At 62.9% G+C, this 12,751-nt stretch carries 8 protein-coding genes; 2 read left to right on the forward strand and 6 right to left on the reverse strand.

Going from position 1 to position 12,751, the window contains the following annotated elements:
• Positions 1-4: 4 nt before the first annotated feature.
• From thrS to ADJ95_RS03115, 5 genes are all read right to left on the reverse strand, one after another.
• Positions 5-2,038: a threonine--tRNA ligase gene (thrS, locus tag ADJ95_RS03095; protein ID WP_049332471.1), complete on the reverse strand. Its 2,034-nt coding sequence runs from the start codon at positions 2,036-2,038 to the stop codon at positions 5-7.
• A gap of 131 nt (positions 2,039-2,169) precedes the next feature.
• A complete protein-coding gene (locus ADJ95_RS09480; protein ID WP_049332473.1) occupies positions 2,170-2,583 on the reverse strand; it encodes an ArsR/SmtB family transcription factor in 414 nt (137 codons plus the stop codon).
• 115 nt (positions 2,584-2,698) lie between these two features.
• The gene (locus ADJ95_RS03105; protein WP_239662761.1) at positions 2,699-5,590 is read right to left on the reverse strand and encodes a Rib/alpha-like domain-containing protein; all 2,892 of its coding nucleotides are present in this window, start codon (positions 5,588-5,590) and stop codon (positions 2,699-2,701) included.
• 816 nt (positions 5,591-6,406) lie between these two features.
• Positions 6,407-7,297, reverse strand: coding sequence for a fumarylacetoacetate hydrolase family protein (locus tag ADJ95_RS03110; RefSeq protein WP_049332476.1), 891 nt, complete (start codon positions 7,295-7,297; stop codon positions 6,407-6,409).
• A 69-nt stretch (positions 7,298-7,366) separates the two neighbouring features.
• The gene (locus ADJ95_RS03115; RefSeq protein WP_049332478.1) at positions 7,367-8,065 is read right to left on the reverse strand and encodes a lipoate--protein ligase family protein; all 699 of its coding nucleotides are present in this window, start codon (positions 8,063-8,065) and stop codon (positions 7,367-7,369) included.
• Positions 8,066-8,315: 250 nt separating this feature from the next.
• Here ADJ95_RS03115 and ADJ95_RS03120 point away from each other — a divergent pair, with 250 nt between their 5' ends.
• Both ADJ95_RS03120 and ADJ95_RS03125 read left to right on the forward strand, forming a co-directional pair.
• Positions 8,316-9,806 (forward strand): anion permease, encoded by a 1,491-nt coding sequence (locus ADJ95_RS03120; RefSeq protein ID WP_049332479.1) that lies wholly within the window; start codon positions 8,316-8,318, stop codon positions 9,804-9,806.
• Between the two features lie 223 nt (positions 9,807-10,029).
• On the forward strand, positions 10,030-11,511 hold the full coding sequence (locus ADJ95_RS03125; RefSeq protein ID WP_049332549.1) for a glycoside hydrolase family 1 protein: 1,482 nt from the start codon (positions 10,030-10,032) through the stop codon (positions 11,509-11,511).
• Between the two features lie 131 nt (positions 11,512-11,642).
• On the opposite strand, the gene ADJ95_RS03130 is transcribed toward ADJ95_RS03125, so the two are convergent.
• Positions 11,643-12,707 carry a GNAT family N-acetyltransferase gene (locus ADJ95_RS03130; RefSeq protein WP_239662762.1) on the reverse strand — a complete coding sequence of 355 codons (1,065 nt, stop codon included), beginning with the start codon at positions 12,705-12,707 and terminating at the stop codon, positions 11,643-11,645.
• Positions 12,708-12,751 lie beyond the last annotated feature (44 nt).

Below are 12,751 nucleotides of genomic sequence, written 5' to 3' on the forward strand. Positions count from 1 at the left end.
AGTACTACTCAGCAGCCTCAGTGCTGGGCTTGGGGTCTTCGTTCACGCGGTTGCGGATATGCTCCACAATACGTGCCACAGCCTCATCCACGGGCACACCGTTCTCCTGCTTGTTACCGCGGAAACGGAACGAAACAGCGCCGTGCTCCGCATCCTCACCGCCAGCAATCAGAATGAACGGAACCTTCTCAGTAGACGCGGTACGAATCTTCTTCGTGAAGCGATCCGAACCGTAATCCACCTCAACACGCACACCGTGCGCGCGCAGCTTGTCCGCGATCTCGGTCATGTAGTCGTTGAACGCCTCAGCCACCGGCACACCAATGACCTGGACCGGTGCCAGCCATGCCGGGAACGCGCCCGCATAGTGCTCAGTCAGCACGCCCAAGAAGCGCTCAATCGAGCCGAACTTCGCCGAGTGAATCATGACCGGCTCCTGCACGGTGCCGTCCGCAGCCTGGTACTCCAGACCGAAACGGCTCGGCTGGTTGAAATCGTACTGCACGGTCGACATCTGCCAGGTACGGCCAATCGCGTCCTTCGCCTGAACCGAAATCTTCGGGCCGTAGAACGCAGCACCACCCGGATCCGGAACGAGCTCCAGGCCGGTCTCCTTCGCAACCTGCTCCAGAACCGCGGTAGCCTCTTCCCACTGCTCATCAGTACCGATGAACTTATCCTTCTTATCACCCTCAGTGTCGCGGGTCGACAGCTCAAGGTAGAAGTCGGTCATGCCGAAGTCCTCAAGCAGGCTCAGCATGAACTTCAGCAGGTGACGCACCTCGTCCGGTGCCTGCTCCTTGGTCACGTACGAGTGCGAGTCGTCCTGGGTAATCATGCGCACGCGGGTCAGGCCCTGCAGCACGCCGGACTTCTCGTCACGGTACACGGTGCCGAACTCGAAGAAACGCAGCGGCAACTCACGGTACGAACGGCCACGAGAACGGTAAATCTCGTTGTGCATCGGGCAGTTCATAGCCTTCAGACGGTAATGACCGTTGTCCAGCTCCATGGGCGGGAACATGCCGTCCGCATAGTACGGAAGGTGACCGGAAGTGTAGAACAGGTCTTCCTTCGAAATGTGCGGGGTGCTGACGTACTGGAAGCCTTCCTGAATGTGGCGGGTGCGCACGTAGTCTTCCATCTCGCGCTTAATCACGCCACCCTTAGGGTGAATGACCGGCAGGCCGGGGCCAATGGTCTTCGGGAAGGAGAATAGGTCCAGCTCACGGCCCAGACGGCGGTGGTCGCGGCGCTCCGCCTCAGCGATGCGCTCCTTGTAGGCGACCAGCTCGTCCTTGCTCGGCCATGCGGTACCGTAAATACGCTGCAGCATGGGGTTCTTCTCAGAACCGCGCCAGTACGCGCCACCGGCACGCATCAGGGCGTAACCGTTAGCGATCAGCTTGGTGTTCGGCAGGTGCGGGCCGCGGCAGAGGTCCTTCCAGACGGTCTCGCCGGTCTTCGGGTGCACGTTGTCGTAGATGGTGATTTCACCCTCGCCGACCTCCACGGATGCGCCCTCGGCAGCATCCGCACCAGAACCGGGGCCCTGGGTCAGGGAGAGCAGCTCCAGCTTGTACGGCTCGTTCGCCATCTCGGCGACAGCCTCGTCGTGGGTGACCACGCGGCGGCGGAACAGCTGACCGGACTTGATGATCTTCATCATCGACTTCTCGATCTTCTTCAGATCTTCCGGGGTGAACGGCTCAGCCACATCAAAGTCAAAGTAGAAGCCGTCAGTAATGTACGGGCCAATGCCCAGCTTGGCGTCCTTGCGGTACTCCTGCACCGCCTGCGCCATCACGTGCGCGGCAGAGTGGCGTAGCACGTTCAGGCCGTCCGGTTCGTGAATGAAAACCGGCTCAACGGAATCGCCAGCAGACAGCTCGTGGGAGAGATCAACGAGCACGCCGTTCACGCGTGCCACAACGATCTTCGGGTCGTCTGCGAACAGCTCAGCGGCAGTCTTCGCGGTGACCTCGCGCTCCTCACCGGAAACGCTAATAACAATTGCTGAAGAATCAGCGGCAGACATAAGTCTCCTTAACTCAGGCGCTCGCGGCCGCTCGGGGCGCCGCGGGTGCGCATACTATTCCGCACTGTACTGGTGCACGGACACACACCATCTTACAACGGCTCCCAGCCAACGCTCAGCTTGAGGGCGGACTAGTCCGCATGATGCTCACGCGTATGCTCGTGAACGTCCGTCACAATGTGACTAATGTGATGGTCCTTCAGCCGGTAAATCGTGGTGCGGCCGTGCTGCTCACGGTCAATCACGTGCGCCTCACGCAGGATGCGCAGGTGATGCGAGGCCAGCGGCTGAGAAATACCCAGGCAGGTGTGCAGCTCGCTCACGCTGTGCGGGCGGTGCACCAGGTGGTGCGCAATGGCCAGGCGCAGCGGGTTCGCGAGCGCCGAGAAGATCGCCACGGACGGGCCGAACTGCTCCTCCCAGTCCTTGGGGCCGCGCCCTTCAAAGAGAGGCGCAGAGGCGGGCGCCCCGGTAGCGTGGTTGGCGGCGTGGTGGGTGTTAGCTTCGGCGGAATTTTCGTGGTGGTCTTCGTGGTGGCTAGTCATAGTATTTTCACCTTATGTACAGGTGCGGGGCACGTCAAGGAAGTTACGCCTGCGCGGCGTGCTTTCTTGACGTGCCCCTCTCCCCTATGCGCGCTAATACTGCTGGTGCGTCCGGCTAGCGGTTAGCGACTGCCACCTGCAGGTAACCCTCGGAGGACTTCACGCCCTTGTCGGTCACCGCGCGGTAGCGAACCAGCGGCGCGAAGCCCTGCTTCGACTTGGCGGTCACCGCAATGCCCTGGGTGCCGTCGGGCAGGTTCACCACACGGTAGGTGCCGTACTCGTCGCTGTAGGAGCTGACGACCTGGCCGCGCTGGTTCAGCAGCTCCAGCTTCTTCACGGTCTCACCGCGGCTGAACGCGCCGAAGGAAGCCTCGTCGTTGTTCAGCACCGCCACGTTCTGGGTGGTACCCGAGTACAGCGAGACCGAATCCTCGCGGGCAATCGGGCTGTTCTTATCCACAACGTGCACCTTCAGCGGGATCGAGTACAGCTGCGCGGCGGAGCCCCTCTTCGCCTTCACGTCGGACATGCGTGCGGGCGCCTTGCCGGTGCGGTTCACAGTAATCTTCGAACCATTATCGCGACGCAGATCCCAGGTGGTGCCGGTGACCTCGTGGGTGTTCAGATCAATCGAGTAGGTGCCGGTCTTGCCGTTGGAGGCAAAACGAATACCGGTCTCAGCGCTGGAGAACTGGCCACCAGCGGTGTTGACCTTCTCCTTGTTCACCCAGCGGCTGGGGCGGAAGTTCGGGGTCTGCTCGATTTCCTGGAAGTTGTAGTCGCGGGCGTAACGGTAGTTCGGGGAGACCTTGTGGCTCTGGTGCACGCTCTGCGCCACGGCGGTTTCACCCGAGTAGACGGTGGCGTGATGCTCTGCCGGCTGGTAAATCACGCCGGAGCCGGTTCCGGTCTTGCCGTAGGAGTCAGCGGGGAAGCTGAACTTCACGGCGCCCGAGGCCTGGTTCACCGCGGTCGCCTGGCTGTCGGCGTCGCTGATGCGCGGCGCATCCGGGGTGCGCACGGTGGCGCGGCGAACGCGCAGGCTGCGTGCGGTCACGGGGCGTGCAATCTTCTCCGCGGCGCCCTGCTTATCCTTATCGGCAGCGTTATCTGCCGCGTTGTTGGTGACTGCCTTCGCATCGGCGGCGGCGTTCGTCTCGGGAACCTGCAGGCCCTCGCGGCGGGCGGCGTTCTCTGCGGACTCGGTGTAGTTCACCGGCATCCACTGCACCTGCTGCCACGGGAACTGGTTGCCCGTAAAGCCGCTGGGCACGAAGTTCGCGAACATGGCGGCCAGCTGCGGGTCTTCCTTGTACACGTTCTTACCCTGGCGCGCGTAGGGCGCGTAGGAGCTGGGAGCCTCCAGGTTGAAGGCGTTGGTGAAGAGGTTGTGGTCCGTCAGGATGAAGCCGTATTCCTTCATCGCGGTCAGGATCATGCGGGTGAGCTGGTCGTCCGCGTGGCCAGTGTTGGCCAGGAACTCCTCCACGTCGAAGCTGGCGGGCAGGAAGCCACGCTGGCCGGCACGCGGTGCGTTCGGGTACTTGGAAAGGTCCAGCTTGCCGTCGGTACCCTTCGCGGGGAAGGAGGCGCTCATGGCGGCGTAGTCGGCGGCAGTAATGGAGACCATGTGGTTGATCTTGCCGGCCTTCAGCTCGTCCACGCCAATCTGGGTGAGCTCGTTGGCCATGCCCACGACCGAGGAGGTGCCGTTCTTGAGGGTCAGCCAGTAGTTGTCCTCGCCCACGCCCTCGAAGTTGGGCTTGGCGAGCATGTAGCCGCCCGAGGAGACGTGGTAGGTCGCAGGGTAGTCCACTGCCACGGGAATATCCACGGTGCCGCGGGTTCCTGCAGGCACCTTGTAGGTAATCTCGCCGGTGGTCTCGTTGATGGACGCGCCGGGTACGTTCTTGGCCAGGCGGAACTTGGCGCCGCGCGCAATCGGGTACGAGGTGCGGGCGCTACCGGACTTCACGTCGATGCTTACGGGGGCCTTGATGGTCACGGTCTGACCGGCGTTGCCGCGGCCCACGGTCTCGTACTGAATCTTCGCGCTCTTGGGGGTGGAGGCGTTGCCGCCGCCAACCTGCACACGGGCGGTGCTGGTGTAGGTCTGGGCGTCGGCGTCCTTCACGAACTTGAAGTAGGAACGCCAGATGCCGGTCGCCTCGTCGTACAGGGCGAGGGACTGGTCACCCGAGAGGCCGTGGTCTTCGGCCAGCCAGCCCGGAATCGGCACGCCGCCGGTCAGGATGCGCTTATTCTCGGCCTTGGCGTTAACGCGCTGATCGCGGGAGACGACCTCGACGTACTCCTGGTGCGGGTTGGCGGAGTTCACCGCGAGGGTCGGGATGTTCTCGTGGGCGCCAACGGTCTGGGAGCGGTCCTTACGGACGGTACCCGCGTTAATGGCGGTGGTGACGGGGTGGTTACCGGCGTCTGCGCTGTACTCGAGGAAGGTGCGGCTGATCTCGCTGCTGTTGGGGGCGACGGCTTCGGTGCCGGTGAGCTTCTGCGCGGCGAAGGAGTCGCTGGCGAGCTTGCCACTCAGGGGCGAGGTGTTCTCGGTGGTAATCAGGTTTTCCCGAGTCAGGGACGAGTTCACCGGTGCCAGGGTGTTGATGGTCTTTGCCTGCTGGTCTTCGTTCCAGTAGCAGGTGGGGCCGGGTGCCACGGAGGTGAGGGTTGCGAGGGTCGGCACGTTCTTCTGGCCGGCCTCAACGCAATTGGTTTCGCTGGAGGTGCCTTGCGTGGTCGTCGAAGCGGCGGGAGCCGCGAAGGTTGCCGGCAGGTTGGCGCCGGTGATGGCGGTGGCCAGTGCCGCGGTAACGGCGAGGGATGCGCGGCGGCGGCCGGCAAAGCGCGGGTTCGCGTTCTGCGCCGAGCCGGCGGCCAGACCCGTCGCGGAGGTTAGCGCGAGGGCCTGCGTAAAGTTCTGCGCGGCGGCCTCAGCAGTGGCTACCGCGGGGTTCTGTACCTGGTTTTTGGGTGCAGTAATGGTCATGCGTTTTTCTTCCGTTCGTGTCGGCTTGTTTGAGTGAGTGCGTTTGTATGAACAAACACGGACGTGAGTGAAATATTCGTCTGCGAGTGCGTTGCGACGCCCCGAGAAACTGGCAGGAATTCCCAGGAAACTCTCAGACAATCCCCATACCCTACCGATTCCCGAGGGGTAAGCGCAAAACGAGAATGTGATAACAACCACTCATATAGTCGCTAAAGGTTCAGGTTCAGGGTGAATTATCACTGCACTGTAATGTATTTACCGATGTTCGATTCAAAAGAATTTGCACCGGAGTGTCTAAGCCTTCCTCCTAGTCAGAGGAAACTCCCGACGAAAAACAAAAAATCCGCACCCTTCCCCGAAATGGTGCACCAAACAAGCCCACTGTGACCCCCGACATGACAAATGTTGAATTTCTCACACTCGGCCACATCCTGGGACTCCTGCCCCATCGCACCCCCGTAGCCACCCCGCCACAAACACCTCGAACCCCTTCGCGCGAGGGTGAAATCGGGGTAAAGGGTGAAGGTTTTTACACCCTAATCCCGCTCTTACGCACAGAGTAATCATTCATCCCTGCAATTTTTCTTACCCTGAAATGTAATCTCTATTGCGCGGTTTCCACTAGGCAGATAAGACATAAAAAGGCATCCCACCCGCGCCCTGCCGACACGGATGGGATGCATAAGTATTCGGTTCTGAAGGCCTTCGAGAGACCCGTGCGAAGGGCTGCAATCCGGGCCTTCCAGTAGGAACCGGCACGAAACCGTATCGGCCGAACCGATCCCGCATCGTCCCTATCCTGCAGGCACTCCCCTACAGCGCGCCCGCCTCCGAGCAGACATTCACCAGCTCGCCGATGCCCTCGATGCGGGTACGCACCTCCTGCCCCGGCTTCAGCCACCGGCGCGGATGCAACGAAAGCCCCACGCCGGCGGGCGTACCCGTGGCCACCAGGTCACCCGGCTCCAGGGTCATGAACCGCGAAATATACGACAGCAGGTACGCGGGGCTGAACAGCATGTCCGCGGTCGAGCCGCGCTGACGCACCTCACCGTCCACCGCGCAGGTCAGCTCCAGGCCGGCAAGCGGATCCACCTCGTCGGCGCTCACGATGACCGGGCCGAACGGAGTCATCGCATCCCAGTTCTTACCCTGGAACCACTCCGAAGAACGCCCCTGCCAGTCACGCACCGACACATCGTTGATGACCGTGTAACCCATCAGACCCTCAAGCGCCTGCTCCTCGGTGGCGTTGCGCAGGCGCACCCCAACCACCAGGCCCAGCTCAACCTCCCAGTCGACCTTCGTGCTACCCGTGCCGTCGTCGGCGGGCATGCGAATCTGATCATTCGGGCCGATGAGCGCGTTCGAGAACTTCGCAAAGAGCGCCGGGTACTCGGGCACCGGCAGGTTCATCTCTTCGGCGTGGTCGCGGTAGTTCAGGCCGGCGCACACGACCTTGCCGGGCTTATCCAGCGGCCGTACAAAGGGCAGGGATTCCCAGAGCTGCTCGCCGTGACCCATGACCGTCGCGCCGTTCTCCTTCAGAATCGACAGCGCGTTCTTCGGGTCGCCAAAGTTCAGGCGGAACCGGCTGTAGAAATTGAGCAGAGGGCTCAACTTAGCCGGCAGCTCGTAGACCGTTTCCTCAAAGAAACAGACGGCGCGGCTGCCCTTCTCGTCTTTAATCTGACCCCAACGCATATGCGCTCCTTTGCTTTACTCTAGTGCGTTTACTGTGTACGGATGTTCCGGGGCTCCCCCTCGGGCCGCCTACTTGAAGCCGTGGCTCGCGTAGGCCTCCACGATGGCGTCCTCAAGGTCCTCCATGAGCAGGCTCGGGTTCGCATCCTGCGCCGCGCCCACCGTCGCCGGGTTGAGCTCCATGCCGAGGGCGCGGTACACGTCCGCGGTGACCGCCCGCAGCGAAGCCGAATCGGAGACCACGATGCCCGTGCTGAACCACCAGCCGCCGCTCACCACGCGCTGGGCCGTGCCGACCAGCTTGATGCGCCCGCCGCCGGCGGATTCGGGAAGCTGCGCGTACACCGAGTACTCGCCGGGGCAGTACTCCCCCGGGATCTCGCCCACGCGCGCATCCACGCCGACCTCGCGCAGGGCCTGGGCGAACATGGAGCCGAAGAGCCGATAGCGTACCGTATTGCCGCTGCGGGCGTCGGTGGCCGGCTGGAAGTGGTCCACCACCAGGCATCCGCGGTGGTACGCGGCGGCGTGACCGCCCACCTTGCGCACCAGGGTCCTGAAGCCGTGCTCCTCGCACGCGGCCACGGCATCGGCGAATCCGGGGTTCAGCTCATCGCGGCGGCCGAACGCCACCGTGGGGTTCGGCTGGTACATGCGTAGGGTCGCTTCGCGCTGACCGCTTGCGACCTCGCGGAGCATCTGCACCGTCTGCTCGTGGTGGATGAGGATATCACCCGACTCGGGTGTGGTTTCTCGAATAATCTGCACGTTTTCTATCTTACCGGCGGCGGCGAAAACGCCCGCGCAGAAAAATGCTCACCTGTTCAAATGCGCCGGCTTACCCCTTTAGCATGGCACCCCCAAACGCTAAGATTAAAGGTGCTATAGTGCGGCACCCCACACTGCCGCACCGAGCACATAGACACAGCATGACAACGCAGAAGAAACGCACTCCGCGCCCGGTGAGAACCACTCCCCGAGCGCGCCAACCTGTACGTTTCGCAAAGGAGATCGGACCATGACACAGTCCACCCCCGCCAACGCAGCGGCGCCCACCGCCGCATCCGCCGAGGAGGTGAAGGCGGCGAAGTCCAAGCGCACGAAACTTATCGTGCAGGTTGCCATCATCGTAGCCGTCACCCTCGCCATCTGGTTCGTTCCCGCCCCCGAAGGCGTCGACCCGCGCGGCATGCACATGCTCGCCATCTTCGTCGGTACCATTCTCGGCCTGATTTTCCAGCCGTTGCCCACCCCGTCCGTGGCTCTCGTGGGCCTGGCCGTCGCCATGATTACCGGCACGATGGCCGCCAAGAATGAGGCGCTGACCGGCTTCGGTAACTCCTCCATCTGGATTATCGTGGCCGCCTTCTTCATCGCCGACGGCTTCCTCATTACGGGTCTGGGCAAGCGCATCGCGCTGCTGTTCGTGCGTGCGCTCGGCAAGTCCTCCCTGGGCCTGTCCTACGGTATGGCCATCACCGACCTGGTGCTCGCCCCCGCCACTCCCTCCAACACTGCGCGTGCCGGTGGCGTGATTTACCCGATTATCCGTTCCCTCTCCGAGGTCAACGGCTCCACCAACGAAACCCCCGAATCGCGTCGTAAGCTCGGCTCCTACCTGCTCATGACCGAGGCGCAGGTCAACACCATCACCTCCGCCATGTTCCTGACCGCTATGGCGGGTAACCCGCTGGCGCAGAAGTTCGCGCACGACCACAACATCAACCTCGACTGGGGTACCTGGGCCCTGGCCGCCATCGTTCCCGGTCTTGCCGCGTTGATTGTCATGCCGTGGATCATGTCGAAGATTTACCCGCCGACCATCAAGAAGACCCCGGACGCACCCGAGCATGCCCGCCAGGAACTGCACGAAATGGGCCCCATGAGCGTGAAGGAATGGATTATGCTCGGCACCTTCATGCTGCTGCTAATCCTGTGGGTGACCGGTACCGCACTGGGTATTGACGCCACCAGCGCCGCTTTCTTCGGCATCGGTATTCTGCTGGTGACCAAGGTTCTGACCTGGAAGGACATGGCGAAGAACTCCAGCGCCTGGTCCACCCTCATCTTCTTCGCCGTGCTCGTCGGCATGGCCGACCACCTCAAGAAGCTCAAGGTCGTGGACTGGATTGGCCAGCAGGCCGCCCACAGCGTCAGCGGCATGGCCTGGCCCCTGGCCTTCACCGTGCTGGTTCTGGCCTACTTCTTCATTCACTACATGTTCGCCTCGAACACCGCCCAGATCGTGGCCCTGTACGCTGTGTTCCTCGGTGCGGCCGTCGCGGCGGGTGTTCCGCCGATGTTTGCGGCTCTGTTCCTCGGCTTCATGGGTAACCTGATTGGCGGCATCACCCACTACGCCTCCGGCCCGGCGGGCGTGTACTACGGTTCCGGCTACTTCAGCGTGGGCGAATGGTTCAAGATCGGCTTCATGGCGGCTATCGTGAACCTCGTCGTCTGGGGTGCGGTCGGTACCGCGTGGCTGTTCGCGCTCGGCTTCGCCAACTAGCGGCTCAGGCCCCGCGGCGGCCTAGATCAGCGTAAAAGCCTAGCTCAGCGTAAAAGCGCTGTATAGCAGCACCGCGTAAAAGCCCGGTATTCTCATGTGAATTTTCGTGTGAGGACGCCGGGCTTTCGCATGCCCGATAGCGTCCCAAACAGCGCAAAACCTAGTAATCCCCCACCCCCTCCGCTAGGGTAGAAGAAAGACCCAAAGCACCTTGGAGGACGCCGTGCATCAGGACCAGCACATCACCGCCCAGACCACCGCTCTGCCCAACTCCAACCCGGCACTGACCGAGCCGCAGCCGCTCGGCGCGTTCCCTGACGGCTTCCTCTTCGGAGGCGCCACCGCCGCCAACCAGTTCGAAGGCGCCTGGAACGAAGACGGCAAGGGCCCCAGCCTGCAGGATGTGCTGCCTGCCGGCGGCCTGTACCCGCGCACCGCAGAACCCACCGAGGACAACCTCAAGCTGGAAGGCATCGACTTCTACCACCGCTACCGTGAAGACATCACCCTGCTCGCGGAGATGGGTTTTAAGGTCTTCCGCTTCTCCATCGCCTGGTCGCGCATCTTCCCCCGCGGCGACGAAGAAACCCCGAACGAGGCGGGCCTCGCCTTCTACGACCGCGTGCTCGACGAGCTCGAAAAGCACGGCATGGAGCCGCTCATCACCCTCAGCCACTACGAAACCCCGCTGCACCTGGTCGAGCAGTACAACGGCTGGACCAGCCGCGAGCTCATCGGCTTCTACGAACGCTACGCCCGCACCGTGTTCGCCCGCTACGGCAAGCGTGTAAAGTACTGGCTGACCTTTAACGAAATCAACTCCATGCTGCACCTGCCGTTCATGTCCGGCGGCATTAACACCCCGGCAGATCAGCTCAGCGACGCAGACCTGTACCAGGCAATGCACCACGAGCTGGTCGCCTCCGCACGCGCTACCGCTGCGGCACGCGAACTGGCACCCGGCGCCCAGGTCGGCTGCATGATTCTTGCCATGCCCACCTACCCGCTCACCCCCGACCCCGCCGACGTACTCGCCGCCATGCAGACGGAACAGGCGAACTTCGCGTTCGGTGACGTGCACGTGCGCGGCGCATACCCCGGCTACTTCATGCGTGCTCTGCGTGAGAAGGGCGTGGAGCTGAACATCACCGAGCAGGACCGCGAGGATCTGAAGAACACCGTGGATTTCGTGTCGTTCAGCTACTACATGTCCACCTGCGCGACCGGCGACCCGGCACGAGGCGAACGCTGTGAAGGCAACATCCTCGGCGGCGTGGCGAACCCGACCCTGCCCGCCAGCGAATGGGGCTGGCAGATTGACCCGACCGGCCTGCGCGTGGTCCTCAACCAGTATTGGGACCGCTGGCAGAAGCCGCTGTTCATCGTGGAGAACGGCCTGGGCGCCCGCGACGAGCTGGTCGAGGTGAATGGCGAGCTCACCGTGGAAGATGATTACCGCATCGACTACCTGCGCCAGCACCTGCACGCCGTACGCGAGGCGATTGAGGACGGCGTGAACGTGCTCGGCTACACCACCTGGGGTTGCATCGACATGATTAGCGCCTCCACCGCGCAGATGTCCAAGCGCTACGGGTTCATCTACGTGGACCGCAACGACGACGGCTCCGGCTCCCTGGCGCGCTACCGCAAGAAGTCCTTCCACTGGTACCGCGAGGTGATTGCCAGCAACGGCGCGGAGCTATAACCGGTCAGGTTCTACCCCCGCGAAACTAGCACGCGAAACTCAGTACATAAAAGGCCCCCGAGATGCAGAATCTCGGGGGCCTTGCGCACATGCTGCGTACCTATTGTCCGTTATACCCAGCGCGGGCAATTCTAGTCCAGGGGCAGGTCGTTCATGCTGGTGGAAACGTACTCCCACCAGGTCGGCACCAGCCCCGCGTTCAACGCAACCCGCTGCGACAGCATGTGCGACGGGCTCGTACCGTAGAACGGCAGGTACCCTTCCGCCAGGGTCAGGCGTGCCGCATCACGCACCAGGGCACTCGCAATACCCGCACCGCGGAAGGCGGGCAGCACATCAATACCAATCTGGCGCATAATCGGCGAATCGTCACTCAGACCAACCATAGCGATAGGGTCTGCGAGCGCGGGGCTCTCCCCCGCTGCGGGTGCATCAGGTGCCTTAGATGCGTTCTCATCCACCGGGTATGCGGCCAGAACCAGCACATCCGGGCGGCGTTCACTAAAGCCCAGCGCGTTCGAGTAGCGTTTATCCCCGCGGAACGACTCGATCTGCTCTTCGCTCAGCAGGTCCACGCGCAGGCGGGTTACGCGCGCTTCCGTATCCTCCGGGGCAACCTCAAGCGCCCCAGCGGAGGCGTTCGCCTCCCTGCGGACCACGCGCTCGCCGGTGATTTCGGCAAGCAGTGCCGCCTTCAGCTCGGCGGGGTCAACGCGGCGCATCATACCCACACCGGGCACGGCGCACTTGACCTCCTGCGCCTGCACGCCCTCGGGTACGACCGAGTTCAGCAGGGCGCGGCCGGGCGTATAGTAGATGCTCGTGCCGCTAACCTGCTGGGTGTAGGGGGTGAGCAGTTCGTTGAGCTGGCGAAGCTGTGCATAGTCGCCCAGCCAGTTCGACTGGTCGCCGAGCATGTAGTCGATGGCCTTTTCGAGTACGCGCGGATGCTTGGCGCAGAGAATGCCTACGCTCGCGTAGTTGGCGACGCGCAACTCCCAGATATCGTCGTTGCGGCGGCGTGCGGCCCCCATCTTCTCCGAGGGAGGCTGCACGGTGGCGAGTAGCGGCAGGCTCTCGGCATCAGGATAGTCGCGCATCTCTTGAAGGGCGCGGCTAATCGACCCGGGCGCCTGGCAGAAGTCCGCCTCAAGCTGGGTGTGCAGGATGTGCCGCGCCCGGTCCAGAGTGGTCACGGCACCGCGATTCACGACTCCCCGACGCGCGCCAAAGCTCGTAG

It is taken from the genome of Rothia mucilaginosa (assembly GCF_001061665.1).
GTDB classification, from domain to species: Bacteria; Actinomycetota; Actinomycetes; order Actinomycetales; family Micrococcaceae; genus Rothia; species Rothia mucilaginosa_A.

What these genes read in the sequence shown, in the direction of transcription:
- thrS (WP_049332471.1), bottom strand. Translation starts at nt 2,038, where the DNA reads ATGTCTGCCGCTGATTCTTCAGCAATTGTTATTAGCGTTTCCGGTGAG.
- ADJ95_RS03110 (WP_049332476.1), bottom strand. Translation starts at nt 7,297, where the DNA reads ATGCGTTGGGGTCAGATTAAAGACGAGAAGGGCAGCCGCGCCGTCTGT.
- ADJ95_RS03120 (WP_049332479.1), top strand. Translation starts at nt 8,316, where the DNA reads ATGACACAGTCCACCCCCGCCAACGCAGCGGCGCCCACCGCCGCATCC.
- ADJ95_RS09480 (WP_049332473.1), bottom strand. Translation starts at nt 2,583, where the DNA reads ATGACTAGCCACCACGAAGACCACCACGAAAATTCCGCCGAAGCTAAC.
- ADJ95_RS03105 (WP_239662761.1), bottom strand. Translation starts at nt 5,590, where the DNA reads ATGACCATTACTGCACCCAAAAACCAGGTACAGAACCCCGCGGTAGCC.